The sequence below is a fragment of the Pseudomonas sp. S3E17 genome (assembly GCF_024168685.1).
Classification (GTDB): Bacteria; Pseudomonadota; Gammaproteobacteria; order Pseudomonadales; family Pseudomonadaceae; genus Aquipseudomonas; species Aquipseudomonas marginalis.
This window is the reverse complement of record NZ_JALJWE010000001.1, coordinates 14,804-35,376: the sequence shown is the minus strand read 5'-3', so window position 1 is coordinate 35,376 and position 20,573 is coordinate 14,804. Positions and strand designations below refer to the sequence as shown.

The 20,573-nt window shown below is 59.4% G+C and carries 18 protein-coding genes; 1 reads left to right on the top strand and 17 read right to left on the bottom strand.

Annotation, left to right across the window (positions count from 1 at the left end; genetic code table 11):
* Nucleotides 1-8: 8 nt before the first annotated feature.
* The 5 genes from J3D60_RS00155 to J3D60_RS00135 form a co-directional block, all read right to left on the bottom strand.
* Nucleotides 9-2,159 carry a lipase family protein gene (locus tag J3D60_RS00155; protein WP_253488580.1) on the bottom strand — a complete coding sequence of 717 codons (2,151 nt, stop codon included), beginning with the start codon at nt 2,157-2,159 and terminating at the stop codon, nt 9-11.
* 12 nt (nt 2,160-2,171) lie between these two features.
* On the bottom strand, nt 2,172-2,954 hold the full coding sequence (locus J3D60_RS00150; RefSeq protein ID WP_253488578.1) for a hypothetical protein: 783 nt from the start codon (nt 2,952-2,954) through the stop codon (nt 2,172-2,174).
* On the bottom strand, nt 2,947-3,783 hold the full coding sequence (locus J3D60_RS00145) for a DUF4123 domain-containing protein (protein ID WP_253488576.1): 837 nt from the start codon (nt 3,781-3,783) through the stop codon (nt 2,947-2,949). The genes J3D60_RS00150 and J3D60_RS00145 overlap by 8 nt, the downstream gene beginning before the upstream one ends.
* Nucleotides 3,783-5,798, bottom strand: a complete 2,016-nt coding sequence (locus J3D60_RS00140) for a type VI secretion system tip protein VgrG (protein ID WP_253488574.1) — start codon at nt 5,796-5,798, stop codon at nt 3,783-3,785. Before J3D60_RS00140 ends, J3D60_RS00145 begins: the two co-directional genes overlap by 1 nt.
* 310 nt (nt 5,799-6,108) lie before the next feature.
* Entirely contained in the window at nt 6,109-7,095 is a 987-nt protein-coding gene (locus J3D60_RS00135) for a diaminopimelate epimerase (protein WP_253488572.1), read from the bottom strand.
* Between the two features lie 342 nt (nt 7,096-7,437).
* On the opposite strand from J3D60_RS00135, the gene J3D60_RS00130 reads away from it, so the two are divergent.
* Complete coding sequence (locus tag J3D60_RS00130) at nt 7,438-8,589, top strand: MFS transporter (protein ID WP_065939386.1); 1,152 nt, start codon at nt 7,438-7,440, stop codon at nt 8,587-8,589.
* A gap of 58 nt (nt 8,590-8,647) precedes the next feature.
* Here the strand turns inward: J3D60_RS00130 and J3D60_RS00125 are convergent, their stop codons facing one another.
* From J3D60_RS00125 to J3D60_RS00070, 12 genes are all read right to left on the bottom strand, one after another.
* Nucleotides 8,648-9,553: a hypothetical protein gene (locus J3D60_RS00125; RefSeq protein WP_253488570.1), complete on the bottom strand. Its 906-nt coding sequence runs from the start codon at nt 9,551-9,553 to the stop codon at nt 8,648-8,650.
* Nucleotides 9,554-9,680: 127 nt separating this feature from the next.
* Nucleotides 9,681-9,998 carry a type III secretion protein gene (locus J3D60_RS00120; RefSeq protein WP_253488568.1) on the bottom strand — a complete coding sequence of 106 codons (318 nt, stop codon included), beginning with the start codon at nt 9,996-9,998 and terminating at the stop codon, nt 9,681-9,683.
* Nucleotides 9,999-10,139: 141 nt separating this feature from the next.
* Nucleotides 10,140-11,072 carry a type III secretion effector protein gene (locus tag J3D60_RS00115; protein ID WP_253488566.1) on the bottom strand — a complete coding sequence of 311 codons (933 nt, stop codon included), beginning with the start codon at nt 11,070-11,072 and terminating at the stop codon, nt 10,140-10,142.
* 198 nt (nt 11,073-11,270) lie between these two features.
* On the bottom strand, nt 11,271-13,676 hold the full coding sequence (locus tag J3D60_RS00110; RefSeq protein WP_253488564.1) for a TonB-dependent receptor: 2,406 nt from the start codon (nt 13,674-13,676) through the stop codon (nt 11,271-11,273).
* Nucleotides 13,677-13,773: 97 nt separating this feature from the next.
* On the bottom strand, nt 13,774-14,727 hold the full coding sequence (locus J3D60_RS00105) for a FecR family protein (RefSeq protein WP_253488562.1): 954 nt from the start codon (nt 14,725-14,727) through the stop codon (nt 13,774-13,776).
* Nucleotides 14,728-14,756: 29 nt separating this feature from the next.
* On the bottom strand, nt 14,757-15,257 hold the full coding sequence (locus tag J3D60_RS00100) for a sigma-70 family RNA polymerase sigma factor (RefSeq protein WP_065939390.1): 501 nt from the start codon (nt 15,255-15,257) through the stop codon (nt 14,757-14,759).
* Nucleotides 15,258-15,347: 90 nt separating this feature from the next.
* Nucleotides 15,348-15,983 (bottom strand): CGNR zinc finger domain-containing protein, encoded by a 636-nt coding sequence (locus tag J3D60_RS00095; RefSeq protein ID WP_065939391.1) that lies wholly within the window; start codon nt 15,981-15,983, stop codon nt 15,348-15,350.
* A gap of 96 nt (nt 15,984-16,079) precedes the next feature.
* Nucleotides 16,080-16,694 carry an adenylyl-sulfate kinase gene (gene cysC, locus J3D60_RS00090; RefSeq protein ID WP_253488560.1) on the bottom strand — a complete coding sequence of 205 codons (615 nt, stop codon included), beginning with the start codon at nt 16,692-16,694 and terminating at the stop codon, nt 16,080-16,082.
* Nucleotides 16,691-17,920: a nitrate/nitrite transporter gene (locus tag J3D60_RS00085; protein ID WP_065939393.1), complete on the bottom strand. Its 1,230-nt coding sequence runs from the start codon at nt 17,918-17,920 to the stop codon at nt 16,691-16,693. Before J3D60_RS00085 ends, cysC begins: the two co-directional genes overlap by 4 nt.
* Nucleotides 17,921-17,930: 10 nt before the next feature.
* The gene (locus J3D60_RS00080; RefSeq protein WP_253488558.1) at nt 17,931-18,701 is read right to left on the bottom strand and encodes a bifunctional 2-polyprenyl-6-hydroxyphenol methylase/3-demethylubiquinol 3-O-methyltransferase UbiG; all 771 of its coding nucleotides are present in this window, start codon (nt 18,699-18,701) and stop codon (nt 17,931-17,933) included.
* Nucleotides 18,702-18,708: 7 nt separating this feature from the next.
* A complete protein-coding gene (locus tag J3D60_RS00075) occupies nt 18,709-19,845 on the bottom strand; it encodes a hypothetical protein (RefSeq protein WP_253488555.1) in 1,137 nt (378 codons plus the stop codon).
* Nucleotides 19,842-20,567 (bottom strand): SDR family oxidoreductase, encoded by a 726-nt coding sequence (locus J3D60_RS00070; protein WP_253488553.1) that lies wholly within the window; start codon nt 20,565-20,567, stop codon nt 19,842-19,844. Before J3D60_RS00070 ends, J3D60_RS00075 begins: the two co-directional genes overlap by 4 nt.
* Nucleotides 20,568-20,573: the final 6 nt, after the last annotated feature.

Below are 20,573 nucleotides of genomic sequence, written 5' to 3'. Positions count from 1 at the left end.
CACCCAGGTCAGACGATCGAGTCGAGATCCAGCGGTTGCGCCCTCCCCAGCTCACTCTGCGCAGCGGGAGGGATGCTCGCGACCTGAGGCAACGCCTGGTTTTCACGATGGCGGAACCAGCGCTTGAGACTGGGTTGCAGGTTGGAGGAATGGCTATGGCTGCCGTAGACATCACGCGCTTCAAGACGACGCCAGCGCAGGGCTTGCAGGCGTTCGCGACTGGTGTGCAGGCGGTCGATCTCAGCGTTCAGCGGCTCATGGTATTCATAGGCACGGTCGTTGGCCGGGCGCTGTCGAGTCAGTTCACGCCGCTTGTCTTGCAGTTGCTTGCGCATGGTCGCAAGGGCGTGGTCGAGCAGTTCAAACTCCCGTTGGGTCACCAGAGGACCGTTGCTATCCACGGCTTGTTGCCAGCGACGCAACGTCGCCCAGGCGGCGGGGATGTAGCTGGCGGTCATGAAATGCTGCTTGTATTGCACCAACTGTTTGATCAGGCCTTCGCGATCGGGCATGTCACCGCGCGTTTGCCATGCCCGGTTGCGGCCAGCTTCTTCAATGGACTCGCAGCCCGGCTTCCACAGCACGGACGAATGCGTACCGTCCGGGAGCACGATCGGCATGAAGTGCTGTTGATCGCCGTGGTGTTGGTAGGGGTTGCCGCCAATACGCACCAGGCCGGCGGCGAACAACAGGCCCCCGGCCGTGGGGGCGCTGAATAGCGTGACGGCACCGGGGATCCAGAGTTTGGCGGTGGTGTTCATCCAAGGGGCCGGGACGCTGGGGATCGGGTCGTTGTGGTTGACGATGCGGTGGTGGACCAACGTGGAAGCGCCGGCAGTGAACTCGGCATCGGCGGCGCGGGGGGCGCCGTAGGTGTAGAGGAGGATGTTGTAGTTACGCTCAGGAATACGACGTAACGCTTCTGCCAGTAACAACGCAATTGCGCCGCCCAAGCTATGACCGCAAATGACTATTCGTTGGCCTATGTGAAATTGACTGAGGTAACGCAGTACGAAGTCACGCACAGCCCGGTAAGCCTGATAGAAACCTTCGTGTGCCTTGCCGACCCCGTCGGCGAATGCAACCTGATGGGCGTTTGCATCCCGTAGTGCGTCGGCCGTGCTGAACGTTCCGCGCACTGAAATCAGGATCACCTCATCGTGATGGGTGATGAACGCCTGGGTGTCAGTGCCGTCTTTTTCGTCATCAAAGAAGTGCAAGCTTGCGGGATGTTCCTGTTTCTCGCCCAACTCCGGGCGATTTTGCAGGTACAACTCAGGGTCGAAGGGCAGGATTTCGAAGCGCCTGGAATAAGGGACATCTTCATAAAGAGGGAGAAATCGCCGGGTTTGCTCGGGATCAACTCGCCAGGCTTCACGGTATCCAGACAGTTGCTTGCCAAACAGATTCCCAACGCTGGGGTCCAGCGGGAAATGGACTTTATCAACGGGTTTCTTTGAGGGTTCCTGCCCAAAATCGCAGTAACTCAACGCGGCAAACAAAGCCAACTGATACAGGTTCAAAGCACAGAACTCATCTTCAGTGGAGAGCATCGGGCGCAGGGCTCGCAGCGGTCGAACTTCGAGAACGGTATGCTGGCTGGGGAACAGCACGATACCCGACAAGGTTGGCTGGGGCGGGCCAAAGCCCAGGTCGGCCATCATTTTTAATGCGTGGCGCTGGGGGCGGTGGGGTGTTTTTTCCACGGGGGGAAGATGGGCGATATGGCGAACCAGATCGCTTACTTCAACTTGGTAAAACCGATCTGAGCTCTGTCGTCCTGGATTGCTTTCAGTTCGCCGACCATCGACGCTTGAAAAACGGGTTTGTTCAGCTCGGACTTGAAGATCGGTGATCGGTAATGGATAGCTGTCTCGCTGCTGCAATGTTGAATAGTAGCCCCTCCGTGCCTCATATGGAGCATCTAAAACCAGCACGACAGGACCGCGACACTGCCCCTCCAACCGTGCAAACCCTTCTCCATTCAAATGGCCTTTGTACCGCTGCCCTGCGCTGTCAACAACCTCATATCTAAGCCCTCCATAGGCTTTCCCATCACCTGATTCATCCACCAGACAAAAACTCAGCCAACCTCCATGCAATGCGCAAGCAGGCATACTTTCATCAAAAAAAGGGTGCTTCCATTCTTCCATCGTCATGCCTGGATATCCTTATTCAGTACAAGTTGGATAGATGTCGCATATACGCCCATCGGGCATTGTGATGGGCTTGAAGTCGGTAGTATTCCCGTTACAGAACGCATAAAGATCATCAAAATCCGTCCCTAGACAACGCTTCCACCCACCAGGAAAACGAATCCAGTTATCGCCCATGTAAGGTCGCTCTTCGGGATTGAGTCCTACTTTTATCAGTACCTTTTGTCCTCCCAGTTCATCTCGCAGCAAACCACCTCTCGTACCAGCGTTAGATAGCGCCCCACTGTCACTCAAATATCCACATTTAAGGACCTTTATGATTACGTGCTTCCGACCTGCAGTCCGAAACAACCACTGACATTGCCAAGACAGCTCCTGAACTCCCGACTCCGGCATTCCAGGCCTATCCCCCTCCAGATGATCCCTAATGGAAATCCCCCCTATATCCCCCCCAACGTCCGAATCCCGCTTGCCCCACTTCGCATAAAGATCAAAATCCACACTTCGCAGCACCAACGGACACCCCTGTACCGTTTCACTCAGAGGCAACTCATAACTCGCACGACTCGCCACCGGCACGTACTCAGTAAAAAAGACCTTCCGCTCCGGCCTCTTGCCTCGGCGCCTTGGCAAGGTGCAGGTCTCACCCGTTGCGGGCCCATAGTTGGCGGCCGTTTTAAGTTTAAATTCCGCAGGTAAATCCACCTCCAACGTAAAGTGATCTACCGGTTTCATCGCACACCCCGAAAGTCCCGCCATCGCCAGTGCAAGCAGCACGCCCCATACACGCTTACTCATCCTTGTTCTCCAACATGTGCCACTGCTGCTTAACTCGTTCAAAGTGATCCTGCGGTGTTTCTCCAACCATCGGCTGCCAACGAATCACACTGCTGCAGGTGGCCTCTTCCAGCCGTCGCACGACCAGGAACTCCAGTTGTTCCGGGCCGCTCCATCGCCAGGCGCGAGCCTGTTCAAGGACCTGGGTCAGCCAAACCCTGGGGTCTTGGAATTCAACCAATGCCGCCAGGTCTTCACTGTGTTCAGCCAGCAGGTAACGCAGGATATTGGCGTGCAGGATGGCGCTGGCATTCGGGTTGGGCGTGTTCAGCCACGGGGCCGGCTCGGGCACCGGATAGTCACCGGGGGCTGGGTTGTCGCCACGGTGCCAACTGCCTTCATGCCAGTAGCACACACTGATCAGTGGGCCGAGGAATGCTGGCCAGTGTTCAAGGCCCAGATGGTTCAGTGCGCGCGCCAACGTACGATTGTCGTGAAGGCGGTATAGCGTCCGGTTATTCTCCGGTCCGACCAGCAGCCGGTCGCGCCAATGCCGGGACATGTCCGTCAGGTCCGCATCCGGCAAGCTGCCCAGCCACCCCCAATTCATCTCTGGTTCTTGCAGAAGATCGAGCAACGCGGGCTCCCCTACCTGATCCAGCAACAGGATCACGGGGCCAGCCGTGGCCATTTCCGCCAGTGGGGTTTGTGCGTAGAGGTGGCAGTACGCTGGAAAACCGCGTGCCGCCAACATTGGCTGACAGGCTGCGTTTTTTCCCTCAAGCATCAGGCACAGCCTGTGCCCCGCCTGCTGCTGTTGGGTCATCCATCGGTTTGGAAGGTTTTCCATCAGGCTGCCCTCCCGCCGACGGTGCAGAGGCCTTCGCGGCAGTCCTCGCATACCGGACAGAAGTCCGCATCCAGTTGCCTGGCCAAGTACATGATGGCGCCCTGTGTGGCGGAGATTTTCGGGCTCTGCGCAACCAACAGGGCGTTCGCCGACCCGATCGCGGACGGGGTTCCACCGAGGGTGATGGGCCGACTGCTGAAAATGCCGCCTGCCTGGATCACCAGGTGCTCTCCGCCGGCCTTGAAACTCAGTTGTACGCCCGCGTCGATCACCAGGCTGGCGCCGGCCTTGAGATGTACCTGTTGCCCGGCTTCAATCACCAGGGTTTGCCCGACATAGGTCCGGCTGTCGCCTTGAACGTCCAGATGGTCGCTGGCCTTGAGCACAACCTTGCGGTCACCGGTGACGTGACGATGCTCCTCGCTTTCCAGGTGCACCGTACTTAACCCTCGGATGATTTCACGCCGCTCACCGGCCACTTCCAGGCGACTGTCATGCCCCACCTGCTGCTCCAGGTCCCGCTGGGCACGAAGGTAGATGAGTTCCTTGCCACGGCGGTCTTCCAGGTGCAATTCGTTGCCGCCACCTCCGCCCGGGGTGCTGCGACTGCGCAAGACGCTGCGGGTCTTGTGTTGCGGCAAGGAATAGGTCGGCATGTGCAACGCATCGGGCAGGCAACCGTTGATCAGCGGCTGGTCCGGGTCGCCCTCCAGGAACGTCACCAGCACTTCCATGCCCACCCGCGGGATCATCGTTGCGCCAAACCCGTCTCCGGCCCAGCCAGATGCCACCCGCACCCAACAACTGCTTTTGTCATCGCTCTTGTCCAGTCGGTCCCAGTGAAACCGTACTTTCACCCGGCCGTATGCATCGCAATGCACCTCCTCACCGACAGGCCCGGTCACCGTGGCGGTCTGGGTGCCGTGGAGGGTCGGCTTGGGGTGCTTGAGAGGGGGGCGATACGGTGCACTCCAAGGTGTCGCGGTGAAACGGTTGCGATACCCCTGGAATGTATCCACCTCACCAGTCGCATCCTCCAGCACCTGCGGTTGATAACCCTCGTGACGGACCGAAGTGATCAACCATAAATCATTGCAGGCCGGATCCGGATGGTCGTGCAGCTCAAGAAAATGCCCACTGCGCAGCACCGCTTGGTCGCTCTTGCCCAATGCCCGATATCCGCCGATCTGAAGGCGCTCCAACCCCCTGCGCGCCAGGCGAGCCCCCCGTGCATGGCCGGTAAACCCAGCCGGATAGCGGTAGTCCTCAAGTTGCGCTGAGGCAGAACCCGCGGTGTCTTGCAGGCATAAGGACGGATGCTCGAAGTCATGATCACGACGCACCGTTCGCTGGCTGCGGGTCGCCAGGCGTACGTCGAAACGCTGGATAACCCGTGTCTCGGCCAGCGGGCCGCCGGCAGCTGAATAACGCTGCGCAGGCAGGCGCTGAAATACGGTCTGGTCGTCGCCAAACACCAGCACATGCTGGTGCTCGCTGTGACGGAAGTGGTAGTGAATGCCCTCCTCTTCACACAGCCGCTGGATGAAATGCAGGTCGGTTTCCGCGTATTGCACGCAGAACGTACGCGGCGGGTAGACCACAGGCCCCAACTCAAAGGCATAGCGGTCGGCCAGGATGCCGTGGTGTTCGAGGACTGCCGCGATGATCTGCGGAACACTGCGCTGCTGGAAAATCCGCTGGTCGCATCGATGGGCAAGGTAGGCGAGATGCGGCGCCAACGTCAGGTGATAACGGGTGAGCCGCCGCCCGGGATCATCGCGGCCAATCGCGTAAACCTGCCCGTGCAGGCCTTCGTCGGCGTCGCCAAACGCCAGGTAGGCGGGCTGGTGGAGCAGTGACTCCAGATCCAGTGAAGGGTTTTCGCTGACCACCTGCACCTGGATGAAAAACGGCTGATCAAGCACCTCCTGACCGTTGAACGCCAATACTTGAAAGTCAGTCTTTATGCCTGGAAGGATTAATTTGAAACGTGACGAAACAAACGCGTTAACCATCCGTTGTTACCCGCCAATATCGATAGTTATTACCGGACTGAGATACTTCCCCCGCCAAACATGAAATAAGTTGCCGAGAAAAAGCGCCTGAATACCTTGAAGCTTAGCGATTTCAGGAAAAAATCGGCCCCGAAAAAATAAAAAAGAAGTTTCGTACGACTGAGATTGAAGTGTCTTTTACAAAATAATAAATCGAATCAATGAGCCACTTCTTAAACATAAGAAATGCCCTACACCAACTTTTATCTGATCAATTAATTAATAGCGAAACAGCTGACACCCACTCAGGGCGCCAACTGTTCAAAAGACTTCATGTCTGAGGCCGTGCAATCCCGAACAGACTGACGCTCAGCAGCGTATCGACCTGGGTATGCAAACGTACCGGCGCAGTGCCACCCGGCATCACCACCGCAACTTCACCACCCTCAACCCAACCCGCTCGCCACGCCGCACAGGCCACGGCACTGGCGCTGGTGCCGGAGGATGCCGTGGGGCCCTCTCCCCGCTCGAACACCCGGGCAACCACCCGGTTGCCGGATTGCCTGGCGACCCATTGCAAATTGACTCCGGCCAAGCATGGCTCGCCGCTTCCTGCCGGGGGGGCGAAGGCAATCGCCTGCAACGGTTCAAACAGCGCAGGCTGTTGCATCTGCAGATTGTCCGGCAAGGCTGACAGGTGTTCGACCAGGGTCACACAATGAGGATTGCCCACACGCACAAACTGACTGTGCGCCCATTGTGGGTTGATTGCCGCCAACGCCTTCACATGGCTCAGTTCAATGCCGTCCTGGAACACCTGCCCAACCCCCTGAGCACCCACGGCCGACGGCCCGAACCCGGGCAACCCCAATGCCAGCCAGAATCCAGAGCGGTACTCATAGATGGCAGGTTCGACCCGAGTCACCAACGGCGACCCCCCGTCAGGCTGGTCATGATGCACGCGCAAATCACAGGCCTCGGTCATCAAGCCCTGGTCAGTAAGCGCCTGGGCAAAAATCGTCAACCCATTGCCACTGCGCTCGGCCAGGGAGCCGTCGGTGTTCACGATCAACAGGTCAAACGGCGGCTCGGCCTGGAACGGGCCCACCAGCAAGCCATCACAGCGGTGGGCCTTGGCATCAACCGCGCGCGGCGTCAAACCCCACTCGCATTCGGAGCTTATAGCCGATGCAGCCCACGCCTCGCGAGTCCTCGCGGCCTGCGCCGCGCTGTTGGGCACCTCGATACCCTGTTGTCGTAAAAAAGCCGGGCTGGCGACCCCGTAAATGTTGCCACGTGCGTCATAGAACTGGGTCATGGCGCCACTTGCCTTGCACTCTTCATCGATGCGTCCGCTCGGTTGCCTACAGGATTGGGCCAGCGGCGTATTACACCATGCAGGGTGTGTGGGAGGCGGTCTGGAAGGTGGTAATCCACCGTGAGAAACCCGGGGTTCACCAGTTCCCACGGCAATTACACACCTTCCAGAACGCCTCCCGCGACAACCCATGTGTGGTTACACACGCCTATAGCGTTCCCGAATTGTAAAAAAAATTCAGCGCCGCTTATCTTGAGGGGAACCCGGCTCGCCCCTCAAGGCCTGATGTGCAAGGATGTCGCGCCGGACATCGTTCGTTGAACGCTAAACCAAGGATTTTTCATGACTGCCATCCCCACCTCTGCGCCCGTGGTTCCCGGGCGCCTGGAGCAAATGTCGACCCGCATCGCTTTCTTCATCGCCGGCTTCGGTATCGCCGCCTGGGCGCCCTTGGTGCCCTATGCCAAGGCGCGCGCAGACCTGAGTGAGGGCACGCTGGGTCTGTTGCTATTGTGCCTGGGGGTGGGTTCGATCATCGCCATGCCAGCGGCGGGCGCATTGGCGTCGCGCTTTGGCTGCCGGCGGGTGCTGACCGCCGGCACGATCATGATCTGCCTGGCCTTGCCGATGTTGGCCACGGTCAGTTCGATTCCGCTGCTGATGGCCGGTTTGTTCCTGTTCGGTGCCGGCCTGGGCACAGTGGATTCCACGGTCAACTTGCAGGCGGTGATTGTCGAGCGAGCCAGCGGAAAAACCATGATGTCGGGGTTTCACGGGTTGTTCAGCCTGGGGGGGATTGTCGGCGCGGCGGGTGTCGCCGGGCTTCTGGGGCTGGGCCTGTCGCCACTGCAGGCGACCCTGGTGGTGATCGCTGTCATGGTGGTGGCGCTGCTCAAGGCCGGCCCCCACCTGTTGCCTTATGGCAGTGAAAGCTCAGGGCCAGCCTTTGCGGTTCCCCATGGCGTGGTGCTGTTTATCGGCTGCCTGTGTTTTATTGTGTTTTTGGCCGAAGGCGCGGTACTCGATTGGAGCGCGGTGTTCCTCAGCGCCGAGCGCGACCTGGATGAAGCCTACGCCGGGCTGGGCTACGCGGCGTTCGCCTTGACCATGACGGCGGGGCGATTGACCGGTGATGCCATCGTACGGCGCCTGGGCGCTACCTGGGTAATCGTGGCCGGTGGCGCGCTGGCTGCGGCCGGTATCTTCCTCGCCACGCTATCACCCGCCTGGGAAATGGCGCTGTTGGGTTACGCCCTCGTAGGGGCCGGCTGCTCGAATATTGTTCCGGTGCTTTACACCGCCGTCGGCAAGCAAAACGTCATGCCGGAACACATTGCCGTACCCGCCATTACCACCCTGGGGTATGCCGGCATTCTGACCGGGCCTGCCGTAATCGGGTTCATTGCCCATGGCAGCAGCCTGGCAACCGCCTTCCTGTTGATCGGAGTTCTGCTGGTAGCGGTGGCGGTCAGCGGAAAAATACTGCGGGTATGAACCAAGAACACCATGAGCCTCTTGAATCGTTCAAGAAGCTCATTCACGCCTGGGCGATTTATCTCCCCTTCTCTTCCTTATCGTTTTGCAACCAGCGATCAATGCTGTAGTTCTTTAACCAGCCATCATCGTTGTGGCTGCCGAAAATGTCGGTTCCGTTAGCCTTGGTGCTGTCCAGCGAAGCCAGCAGCCCGGGGCGTTCGACCAGGTTCTTGGCCATGTATACCTGCTGCTCGCTGTATTTCTTCTTGGGGAACCCAGTTGCCATATCTCGCACAACCTGACCATTTTTGTCTGTTTCGTCAGGGTCCTTGCTCATCTCGACAATCGTCTCTTTCTTCACATACCGGTGCTTCTCGAAAAAAAAGGTGCGGTCTTCCGACGTGTCCCGCAAGTCATCAAACATGCCCCTGAACGCCTGGACCACCTGTGCGTCGGTTTTCGCATGGTAGGGGTCGGCGCTCTGAGTGTTGGGGTTGGTATTGCCAATCATCAAACTGGCGGCTTTTTCCAGGCTGTCCGGGGTGATTTCACCGCCCTTGCCAACAATCGAGTCGCCCAGTCGTGGGCGATTGAGTATCTCCCTGGCAAGCATGATTGTACGTTCGGGGACCTTGCTCTCGCTGGGTTGCTCTTTAGCGATGTCCGTCAATGACCTCAGGGTCAGGCGGCCATCTTTCGTGAAATCACCCAGCATGGAAAAGACGTTGTTCAGTTGGGTCGCCAGCAGGTGGTCGTCCGAACTGACATAGGGGTTCCCCACATTCGCCATGCCCCCGTAGAGGTTTTGACCGTCGAAATGCCGCTGGGCACCGTTCGCAAACCTACCATCAAATGAAGGCTGCTGCGTGGGGAGCGATTTCCCCAGCGCGCGGGCATCTACCCCGTATCGGGCATGGCCGTTCCCCGTCGCTATATTTAACCCAGGCGGAAAGCGCTCTAGATTATTGATCCGGTCAGTCATAGTTCATCTCCAGCATAGTTAGATTCCGTGGAAGCCAGCGATTAAGTGGCTCTCGGAAAACAGTGGTTCCGGAGAGAGACCAAATGGACTCCAGTAAAATTTGAGTGTTTGTAACCGCACGGCAGCATCAACCCAGTTTCTGCTTGCGCCACCAAGCGGTCAGGCCATTGAGCAGACCGGCGTTTTTCAGTGCAGTCGTATTGTCATGGGAGCTCTTTTCCTCCACCGGCAGGCCGCGGAAAAAGTCACCCGCTACGGGCGCCTGGAATTTGTGCTGGCCGACAAAAGCCTTCATCCGCTGGGCTTCGGCCGCATGTACATTCGAAGGGGCAAAGGGATCACGCGAGGCGGCATCCCTCTCCATCACTGTGGTGTCCTCTGCAGGGGGGTTGCGAAAATGCTCTTGGCAACTGGGCTGGGATGAAGGAAACGAGGTTGAAGTCATTGGTTAGCCCTCACTCAGAATCTGAAAACCGCCGGAGTTGATTGATTCCGGTAGATAAAACCTATGTGGTGAATTGGCGTAAACAGTTCCTGAAAGGATGGATGCAGGCGCCGCATCCGATTCGCGGCGCCTGGGTGTCGCTCAGCGGAACAGAAAGTAAAGCCCAGCCCAACTGATCCTATCGTCACCCGGCCTGCTGAGCAGGTCATCCATCTGCCTCAGTACATCACTGCGTTTTACAATTTCCTTGGACAACTGGATCAGGTAATCCCTGTCAGAGTCGCCCGTCAGGTTTTCGTCAGCCAGGTTTTTCAAGTCGTTGACGTGCAGTTCTCGGTTCGAGTAGGGGCCTTTCAACTTCTCGAAATACTTGAGCATTTCACCGGCCAATTCCTTGTCAGTCTTGTATTTGAAGTAGTTTTGTCCGTAGATAACCGCGTTCACATTATTCCGGTCGATCAGACCATCGAGTGCACCGGTCGAGGTGTGCCGGTCAAGCGCGCTCATCAGTTCCGGACGTCGCAGCAGTTCTTTGGCCAGTCGAATGTTCTCGTTGACGCTGGGAAACGGAGACCACCCTTTATTCGCCATCGCTCGAATGCTGTCGGTGCTGATATACCCAGGGTTCCTGGGGTCCCTGAAGGCATTGAAGTTGTCACGCAACTGCGCGGCCAATTGTTCATTGTTCTTGAGGGAATAATGTGGATCAGGCCTGCCTGGCACGGTAGGGAAAGGGCGCGGCGGAGGGTTGCTCGGGCCTGGACGGTGCGGTGGTCGCCCAAACCCAAAAATATGTCTCAATCGATCCTGTAAACCTGGCTGCTCAGGAGCGGTTTTCTGATGGGCCACCGGATCTGCAACGCTATTACGCGCTGTCGCTGGCGATTGACTGCCGAACACTGGCCCGGCCACGCTTTCCCGGGACGGGAAGCTGACGTTTGCAGCGTTTTGACCGCTGAAGGAGGGTGCGGCCGGTGCCGCACGGCTGTTGTTTGCCGCAGGGCTGGATTTGACCTGCGAGGGATCAGGGTTTGATGAAGTGGGTACGGGTGTATCGAGCATCGATACCGACATAAATTTCTCCAATACGGTGAGCGCAATCTTCAGCCTGGCGCTCCAACCATGAAGTCGAAGCTTGTCAGCTAGCCCATGTGTGGTTTTTTGTCGGAATTGGTTCCTGATCAAGCAGCAAGATGCGCCGAAACAGTGTAGGAAATGGGCAGAAGAATCGCAGCCCGGCCAAGGACTGCGATATTTCCAAACCGGGACGAATCAGAACCCGACGCTGGCCTGAACGAAGAACGTACGCGGCTCGCCCAGGTACAAGCCGGCATTGTTATCACTGGAACGGGTGTAGTGCTGCTGGTCGAAGATGTTTTTCACGCCGACGCCCACCTTCAGGTTCGACAACTGTTCGCCGAAGTCATAACCGCTGCGCACATTGACCGAAACATAACCTGGAATATCGCCGAACTGCCCGTCCGCCGAGCCTTGGGTGACGTAAGTGCTGGTGGTACCCGGTGCGCGTTGGCCGGACTGGGCGTACACATCCAGGTTGTGGGTCCAGTGATTGATGTCGTAGCGCAGGCCCAGGGTGGCCACCTCACGGGAGTACAGCGGCAGGTCACGCCCCTTGAAGGGTACGTCGCCTTCGGAGGTGGCTTTGGTGTAGGTGAAGCCGGCATTCGCCGTGAGGCCGTCGAGGCGCGGGTCCAGGTTCGACAGGTCGTAGTGGGCCGAGGCTTCGATACCCGTGTGTTGGGTAGCGCCGAGGTTGGTCCAGCCCACATCGTTGCTGACGTATTGCAGCTCATCCGAGAAGTCGATGTAGAAGAAGGTCAGCTCGCCGCCCCACACGCTGTCGTTGTAGCGTGTCCCCACCTCGTAGGTCTTGGCTTTTTCCGGGTTCAGGCCGTTGGCGGTCTGGTCGCCGGTGCCGCCCTGCCCGAGCTGGAAGTATTGCAGGCTGCCAAACGAGGTCTCGTAGTTGGCGAACAGTTTCCAGGCATCGGACACGTGGTACATCACGCTCAGTGCCGGCAGCGGTTCGTTGTTGTGGATCTCGCGGCGTTTTTCCTGAGTGCGAGTGCCGTTCAACGCAACCACCGGGCGGTCGTGCCATTCGGTGCGGATGTCTTCGAAGCGAATACCCGGGGTGATGGTCCACTTGCCGATATCGACTTTGTTATCGATATAAAAGGCGTTGGCCTCGGTGCCACCGGTGCGGTCCTGGTAGACATGACCATCACTCTGCCCGCCCGGTGTCGGTACGTTATTAACCAGGTTGAGGCTGGTGGCCTGCTCGTGCATGCCTTCCTTGAGGTAGCGATAACCGACGCTGACTTCCTGGGTGCTGGGGCCTACATCGAACACACGGGACACCCGTGGTTCAATGCCGAAGGTGTAGTAGGTGCGCGGGTAGGAGCCGAGGGTTTTCAGGTCGCGGTTGGCGATGTTGCTGCCACGGAAACTGTCGGAATAGTAGGTCAGCACTTCGGCCTGGGTACGGTCGTCGATCTGCCGGATGTACTTGAAGGACACGTCCTTGCGGCGGCCGCTGAAATTGTCCCAGTCACGCACCGATTGGTAGGGGTTGGCGTCGAACTGCTTCTGGGTCAGGCCACCAGGCATGTCGGCGCTGGCGTCGTAATAGTGGAAGTTCAGCGAGAAGTCGTCCTGGTCGGTCGGCGCCCAGTGGGTCTTGAAGATCACGTCGTCGATATCGTTGCCGTTGTTGCTGTTGCGATAGCCGTTGCCATTGACCCCGGAGTACAGCAAGGCCGCGCCGATGCCGTTCTCGGCCGTGCCGCCGAGAAAAGCGTTGTCGATGTGCTTCCAGCCGCCGTGGGCCGAGGTTTGCAGGGTGCTGCCGACTTCGCCGGAGAATTTCTCGGGGATCGCACGGGTCACAAAGTTGATCACGCCACCGACGTTCTGTGGCCCATAACGCACGGAGCCGGCGCCGCGTACCACGTCGATGCTGTCCAGGTTACCGGCGGAAATCGGCGCCATCGACAATTGTGGCTGGCCATACGGGGCGAACGCCGCCGGTACGCCGTCGATCAGCACAGTGGAGCGTGGCGACAGGCGCGACGTCAGGCCGCGTACGCCAACGTTGAGGGAAATATCACTGCCGCCAGTGCCGTTGGCTTCCTGCACCTGCACGCCGGGCACGCGGCGCAGTACGTCGCCGACGTTCATTGCGCCCTGCTCGACCATGGCTTCGCGGCGGATCACCGTGCGCGCGCCGGGGTGGTTCTGCACCACTTCGGCGTCGGCATCGCCGAGCCAGTCACCGACCACCTTGATATCGGTGGTGCCCAGTTCCAGAGGCGCGCCGGCCTCGCCGGTACCGTTGCCCAGCGGGCGCAGGGTCACGGAGCCCGCATCGATCTGATAGTCCAAGCCGCTACCTTGCAAGAGCTGGCGCAGGGCCTGTTCTGGAGAAAGGTTGCCGTCTACCGCCGGCGCCTGCTTGCCGGCGACCAACTCGGGGCTGAAGAACACTTGCAGGGAAGTCTGCTGGCCCAACTGGCTCAGCGCCGCGCCCAAGGGTTGGGCCTGGATATGAATACCCTCGGCAGCGTAGGCCAGAGGCAGGGAGGCGCTGACAGCGAGCACCAGCGCCAGAGGCACCCAGTGGGAGATTTTATTGTGATGGGCGGCAAGTTTTTTCACGTCGAACCTAGTCCTGTGATCGCAAGAGTGCACGGCTGTTAATACAAACCAGTTGCAGTTGCAGGAGAAGACGAAGAACTCGGAAAAAACCTGAATCTCAGCGTGAAATAATTTCCTGGCTGCCGTCCGGCAAGGTCCGCAGGGCCACGGGCAGGATATGGGGCAAGGCCTTGAGCAAGGCATCGGTGTCATTGGCCTTGAACACGCTGGTCAGTCGCAGGTTGCCAACGGCGGGTGTGCTGACGCGCAACGGGCGCTCGCGATAACGCGACACCTCACGGGCGACTTCACCCAGGGATGCGTTGTTGAACACCAGTTTGCCGCTGCGCCAGGCCGTCAGTTCCTCGGCATTCACTGCGTAGGACGCTGCCACCAGGCCTTGGTCATTGATATGGGTCCCCAGCCCCGCCGTCAGCGTCACCCCCTCGTTCGGTGAGCGCCCTTGCACCTTCACCGTACCGGCCTCGACCACCACACGGGTCTGGTCGTCATCGCGACGCACATCAAAGCGCGTGCCGGTGACCGTCACCTGCCCTGCACCGGCGGCGACCACAAAGGGACGGCGGGTGTCATGCTCGACACTGAACATGGCCTCGCCCTGCTTGAGTTCAACACTGCGGCGGCCTTTTTCGTAGTGCACCGAGACAACACTGCGGCTGTTCAAATCCATCGTCGAGCCGTCGGGCAATGCCACCTGGCGATGCTCACCCAGGCGCGTGCTGAAATCGGCCCGGTAGGGCTTCGGATGATCAAGGCCGCTGAACAAGCCGAGCCCCAAGGCCACGGCAACCACACTGGCCGCGACGGCGTAACGCAACACGCCACGACGTTGTGGACGCTCGGCCGGCGCCTCGCCCAACGCCTGCAAGCGGGCCTTGGGCACCAGGTCGGCGGCGCTCCACAGGCCTTGCAGCACATCGAATTCATATTGGTGCTCGGGCTTTTCACTGCGCCACGCATCGAAACGCTCGCGCTCGGTGGCGTCCAACCCAGCGTCTTGCAGGCGTACAAACCATTGCGCGGCTTCGTCGCGGGCACGGTTATCCATCATGGAAGGTCCTGTTTCAGAGCGAGCGTGTGTCATGGGGCCATCGCGTCCAGGCGGTCACGCAAATGCCGCAGGGTGCGGATCATATACTTTTCCACCATGTTCTTGGACAAGCCCAGGCGCTCGGCGATCTCCTGCTGGGTGAGGCCCTCGATCTTCTGCCAGATAAAGATCCTGCGGCAGTTGAGCGGCAACTCGGCCAATGCCCGCTCGATGGAGTCCGCCAGCTGGATCGCGTGCATGAAATGCTCCGGGTCACCGCCGTGGGGCTGGCTCTGATCAACGGCTTCCAACGCCATGGCTTCCCGCCGGTCTTCGCGTCGGTAGGCGTCCACGGCGATATTTCGCGCAGTTTGATGCAGATAAGCGCGCGGTTGCTCTACCTGGGAGGCGCTTGTCTCCAGCACTCTCACAAAGGTGTCATGGGCCAGGTCCTCGGCCTGCTGACGGTTTCTCAGGCGGCGTGTCCAGGTGCCGATCAACTCTTCGTAGTGCTCGAAAAAGCCTGTTCTGCGGGGCGGCTGAGGGATCATCGCGAGGGCACTGGGGAGGCGGGCGTGAATAGTAATGCTTCCTATTAAGTGGAGCAATTGCTACCCGTCGACCGCGCCACTGCCTGGAAACTAAAGCGCCTGTTTAAGGCGACTCAATTTCTCCCGGCTGCCGCACACGCTCATCTGGCACCATTTGCGCAGTTTGTTCTTGGAGATATCCAGGAATAGCCAATCACAGTCGGTGGCCGTGCAGCACTTCAGCACGCGAAGATCACCGGACACCAGCAACTGCGTGGCCTCGATCGCCAGGCGCCCGATCAACATTGCACTCAGTTCCTGGGCAGAGGTGCAGGTTTTCCACGCCCAGGCCGGTGTCCCATCAACCATGCGCAGCACCCGCCAGGTGGTGCCTTGCTGGAAATTCAGGTTGATCTGCTGCAAGGCGTCATCGGCCGCAGCCTGGCGCAAGGACAACGGGTAAAACACGGCATACAGGCATTCGCGGAACGCAATGATGGCGTCCAGATCCGGCTGGTAGGAAATAGGCGACTCAAACACCATGGCCTTGTATTCAGCGAACTCCTGGGCGGAGATCAACGAGGCGTGCAGCGCCCATTCAAAGAAAAACTGAAAACTGGTAAGCCGCTCTTCCATGACCTTGAGCGGCGACCCAGGGCGGCGGCCGTTGGTGGTATTGATGAAGTCCAACACCTGGGCCCCGCCGATCAGACGGATGGATTTTGCAGTGCCGGTGAAATGCGTCATGCCTGCTCCTGAAAAAACGCGGTATGCCTGCGATGGCGCAGATTACCTTGTTTTCTGAAGGTGCAGGCACCGCCACCGCGGCGCAAAGACCAGCGGCTATGTGCGCCCGTCGTTGCGGGCCATCCAATCGAGAATAGTCGCGACAGACTGTTCGACCGACAGCGCCTGGGTGTCCAGGTGCACTTCCGGAAAGATCGGCACGTCGTAGTTCGAATCAATCCCGGTGAAATGTTGGATCAGCCCCAGGCGGGCTTTTTTATACAAGCCTTTAGGGTCACGTTGCTCCGCCGTTTCCAGCGGCGCGTCCACATGCACCTCGACAAAATGCTCATTGCCGACAATGGCGCGCGCGTAATGCCGGCTGGCCGCCGACGGTGAGATCAGCGCCACGATTACCACCAGCCCCGCGTCCAGCATCAAGCGCGCGACCTCCGCGACCCGCCGGATATTCTCGTCGCGGTCGCTGTCGGTAAAACCCAGGTCGCGGCACAGGCCGCCGCGCACCGAGTCGCCGTCAATGATGCAGGTCAAGCGCCCCTGCGCCTGCAAGGCCCTGTCCAGCGCATCGGCAATCGTCGACTTGCCGGCCGCCGAGAGGCCCGTCATCCAGATGACCAAGGGCTTCTGCCCCATACGCGAGCGTTCCGCGCCGTGATGGCTGAACGCAAACGCATGCAGATTCCGCTCTGGACGTTCCGCAAAATGACTCATGGCCGCTCACCCTCCGTCACCGCCACAGGCGGTTTACCCAACAGGAACACCATCACGCATTGCACGAACAGCAACAGCGCAACCACCCAGTAGACGGTCGCGAACGAGCCGGTCAGGTCCTTGGAAAAACCGCCCAGGAAGTTACCGCACACGCCCCCCAGGCCGATCAGCACATTGGCAATGCCGAATGCCTGGGTCAGTCGGCTGACCGGCACGATTTGCCCGATGTAGCTGGGGACAAGCCCGAAGATGGGGTAGAACGCCAGGGCAAACAAAAACGCGGCCAGGTAGAACAGCGGGAGGCTGTTGAAACTGAACACCAGGGTGGCGGCCAGCCCCGCACTCAAAAAGCACATGGCCAGCGACGCCCTGACGCCCACCTTGTCGGCGATCCACCCCACCAGAAAGCCCGAGGCCATGCCCACCGCACCGATGGTGGTCCAGACAAACCCGGCGTCCTGCACCGACACTCCCAACTCGTCCCGCAGGAACGGAGCCAGGTAAGTCTGGAACGGCAACAGCGCCATCCCGTTCAAAAAGGCAATGGCCCAGGTCAGGTACAGCGAGCGACTCAACCAAGGTGCATGACTCTCGAACGCCGTCGAACGCGGCCCGGAAAAACCGGCGTCCTTGTCCGCCACCAGGTTGCGCAGCAGAAACCAGGCCACCATGCACAGGGCCACCGAGATCAGGCCCGCGGTGAGCCAGATCGAGCGCCAGCCACCCTGCAGGGTGAGGAACGACACCAGCAAGCCATTGATGAACACGCCGTAGCTGGTGCCACTGGAAATCAGCCCCATGACCCGCGAGCGATTCCCCGGGCTGAAGCCCTTGGTGACAATCTCCGCCAACGGGATGTACACAGAGGCCGAGCAGCCGCCGAGCAAAATCAACAACGCCCCGGACAGCCAGATACTGTTGCTGACACTCAGCCCCAACAGCGCCAGGGAGGTCATCAGCGTCGACACCAGGCTGATTTTCCAGCCTTCGAAAAAACGGCTGATATAACTGGTGACCGATGAAAACAGCAGGAAGCCGATCTGCGCGCCGCCGGTGATCAGGCCCACCGTGGTGTAGTCGAAACCGATATCGCGGCGCATGTCCACCACCAGGTTGGCGAACAGGTAGACGCCAAACCCGTAGGTACTGGCCACGAACCCGGTCAACACCACCGCCAGCACGACGCTGTCCAACGGGCGCGCGCTACTGTGTACCAGTGTGCTCATCAGGTACTCCTTAAACGGCGCGTGCGGTGTGGATGACAAAATCACAATTCATCATGTCGTAGTCACGCTGGAAATCCCCGTAACTCTCATGGGCGCAAAATCCGGACTTGAGCACCTCCCCCTTCAACTCACCCGGCAACAGCGGATAGACCTGCAACCGGTACTGCTCGGCGTCATCAAAGGAGTAGATGAACTCACACACGTGCTCATCCACCTGCCCCAGGCCGACGGATGCCTGCGTGCCGCAGTAATAGTAATGACCGCTGGATTTGAACTTGCCTGCGCGAATGGCAAAGAAGTTACGTTGATCCACAATCAGCAAGCCGCCCGGATTGAGCAATGCCCTGAATCTCTCCAGCACCTCCAGCCGTTCATGGGCGGCAAACACATGGCACAACGAACTGCCCAGGCACACCACGGCATCGAAGCGCCCCAGTTCGGCGGGATCGAGGGACTGCCAATCCCGGTAGTGCGATTCGATCACCAACCCGCGTTGCCGAAAATTCTCCCGAGCCTTGGTCAACATCGTGCTGCTGCCGTCCGTGGCGACGACATCGAACCCCGCCTGCTTAAGCTGGACCGCATGAAAACCGCTGCCCGTGGAGACGTCGATCACCGACTTCACGCCGTGCTGCTTCAGCAGGTTTTCAAAGAACCCATTCTCCCCCGCCTTTCTTTTTTCCCAATCGATCAAGTCATCCCAGCGCTCGACGAATTTTTTCGAGTATTGCGTGGCGTAACTGGCGACTTCGCCGCGCTTGTGCACCGACATCCGATTCATCACACACCTACCAGGTTGAATGTTTGAAAGACAGGTATTTGCTCGACAGCTCGCGGGCAAATTCGGCGGACTGTTCGATGGACATGGTTTTCTTCGAGTACCCCAGCATCGCCTGCATCACGGCCATGCATTGCGGGTTATAGGTGACCGAACCATCGCAATGAATTTCATCGATACCATCCTGGCTCTGGCAGATGGTATTGATGCGCACCGCTTCGTCCTGGGGGCAGTCGGCGCTGAACTGCACCTTGATCTGCCCTTCCTGCAGCCACACCGGATAGCCGCCCGGCAACCCCAGCGGGCCGGGCGCGTGCACCAGCACCGGCGTGGGCGAAAACAGCCCTTCGATCACGGTGACGGCCGAGCACGCCGTGAGGAACTGCCCATCGATACCGCCCAGGCGGCGGAACTCGGATTTAACCGTGGAAAAAATCGCTTCGGCCGGCAGGTGGGCCGCAGCCGGCCGGTCGCGCACCTCATACAACAAGCGGTAGCTGGCACGCGGGGGCAAGCCGCCGCGTGGCACGTAGTGGCTGAAATAGTGCTGGGCATACAAGCGCACCTGCACATCGGCAGGCGCACACTCCAGCAGCCGCGCGATGGAAAATCGCACTGCCGGGACCAGGTTGGCCACATTGCCCACGCCAATATCCGGCGCCAGCCCGACCCTGGCCAGGATCGGGTTGACCGCATCGGGAAAGGCCGCGTTGATCGTCCTGGCCGCGATACCGGAGGCTTTCACCGCCTGCATCAAGTGATGCATCAGCGTCAGGTGCATGGGCAGCCAGGGGCCGAACTGCGCCTGGTCGAGTTGCTCGAACGAGAGCCTGGGCAACCCGGTGATCACCCGCCACGACTGCAACGACGCGCAGTTCACCACCAGGTCCGGCGCCTCTGCACGCAGCACCTGGGTGACCCGGTCGATATCGGTGAGGTCGGCGATCACCGGCTTGATCGTGATGTCTTGCCCCAACTGTGCACACGACAGGGCCACCAGGTTGCACAGCCGCACGGTCGCGTCTTCATTGCGCCCCAGCACCACGAATTCAAAGGCATTTCTCGGCCCGAGAATCTTCAGGATCTGCAGACACAGGTTGCCTGCGCCCACCAGCAGCAGTTTCTTCTTGGGGGCTGATGGGCTCATCGTGGGTAGGCTCCGTTGTCTACCGGAATGACCTTGCCGGTGACATGCCGCATGGCATCGCTGATCACCAGCAAAATGACCTCGGCAACGCCGCCGGGCAGGATCGGATCCTTGAGGATTTCCTGGCGCGCGTACTCGGCGCGGCGGTATTCAGGGATGGTGTCGTAGATGGCGGTGTCATGGATCAGCGCCGGCGACACTGCGTTAACCCGCACGAACGGCGCAAAATTCCAGGCATTGGCTTTGGTCAGGCCGATCACCGCCGCCTTGGTGGCGCCGTACAAGGCATCGCAACTGCCCACTTCGCCCGCCACCGAGGCGATATTGACGATGCTGCGCGGCGCCTCGTGTTTCATCTCCCGTTCGGCGAAGTCTTTGGAGAGATAGACCAAGGCCTTGAGGTTCACAGTCAGGATTTCGTCCACTTCGGCATCGGAATAGGCATAGATACTTTTGCCGTGGTAAATACCGGCGTTATTGATTAATGCATGAATAGTTGCGTGGCGCTCGTACAGCGCAGGGATAAACCCCTTGATCAGCGCATTATCCGAAAAGTCCGCGACATGGGTCTCCAATACATCCGCCGTGTAAGTGCGCTGTAACGCACGCAGGCCTTCGGCATCCTTGTCCGCACCGATAACGAAATAACCTGCCTGGATAGCCTTTTCCACAACAGCCCGGCCGATCCCATTGGCCGCACCGGTGACAATCAACTTTTTCATACAACA

Coding starts and splice junctions, on each gene's coding strand:
- J3D60_RS00085 (WP_065939393.1), bottom strand. CDS start 17,920: ATGAGCACACTGGTACACAGTAGCGCGCGCCCGTTGGACAGCGTCGTG.
- J3D60_RS00125 (WP_253488570.1), bottom strand. CDS start 9,553: ATGACTGACCGGATCAATAATCTAGAGCGCTTTCCGCCTGGGTTAAAT.
- J3D60_RS00070 (WP_253488553.1), bottom strand. CDS start 20,567: ATGAAAAAGTTGATTGTCACCGGTGCGGCCAATGGGATCGGCCGGGCT.
- J3D60_RS00140 (WP_253488574.1), bottom strand. CDS start 5,798: ATGGTTAACGCGTTTGTTTCGTCACGTTTCAAATTAATCCTTCCAGGC.
- J3D60_RS00155 (WP_253488580.1), bottom strand. CDS start 2,159: ATGACGATGGAAGAATGGAAGCACCCTTTTTTTGATGAAAGTATGCCT.
- J3D60_RS00145 (WP_253488576.1), bottom strand. CDS start 3,783: ATGGAAAACCTTCCAAACCGATGGATGACCCAACAGCAGCAGGCGGGG.
- J3D60_RS00150 (WP_253488578.1), bottom strand. CDS start 2,954: ATGAGTAAGCGTGTATGGGGCGTGCTGCTTGCACTGGCGATGGCGGGA.
- J3D60_RS00135 (WP_253488572.1), bottom strand. CDS start 7,095: ATGACCCAGTTCTATGACGCACGTGGCAACATTTACGGGGTCGCCAGC.
- J3D60_RS00120 (WP_253488568.1), bottom strand. CDS start 9,998: ATGACTTCAACCTCGTTTCCTTCATCCCAGCCCAGTTGCCAAGAGCAT.
- J3D60_RS00080 (WP_253488558.1), bottom strand. CDS start 18,701: ATGAATCGGATGTCGGTGCACAAGCGCGGCGAAGTCGCCAGTTACGCC.
- J3D60_RS00075 (WP_253488555.1), bottom strand. CDS start 19,845: ATGAGCCCATCAGCCCCCAAGAAGAAACTGCTGCTGGTGGGCGCAGGC.
- J3D60_RS00100 (WP_065939390.1), bottom strand. CDS start 15,257: ATGATCCCTCAGCCGCCCCGCAGAACAGGCTTTTTCGAGCACTACGAA.
- cysC (WP_253488560.1), bottom strand. CDS start 16,694: ATGAGTCATTTTGCGGAACGTCCAGAGCGGAATCTGCATGCGTTTGCG.
- J3D60_RS00095 (WP_065939391.1), bottom strand. CDS start 15,983: ATGACGCATTTCACCGGCACTGCAAAATCCATCCGTCTGATCGGCGGG.
- J3D60_RS00105 (WP_253488562.1), bottom strand. CDS start 14,727: ATGATGGATAACCGTGCCCGCGACGAAGCCGCGCAATGGTTTGTACGC.
- J3D60_RS00115 (WP_253488566.1), bottom strand. CDS start 11,072: ATGTCGGTATCGATGCTCGATACACCCGTACCCACTTCATCAAACCCT.
- J3D60_RS00130 (WP_065939386.1), top strand. CDS start 7,438: ATGACTGCCATCCCCACCTCTGCGCCCGTGGTTCCCGGGCGCCTGGAG.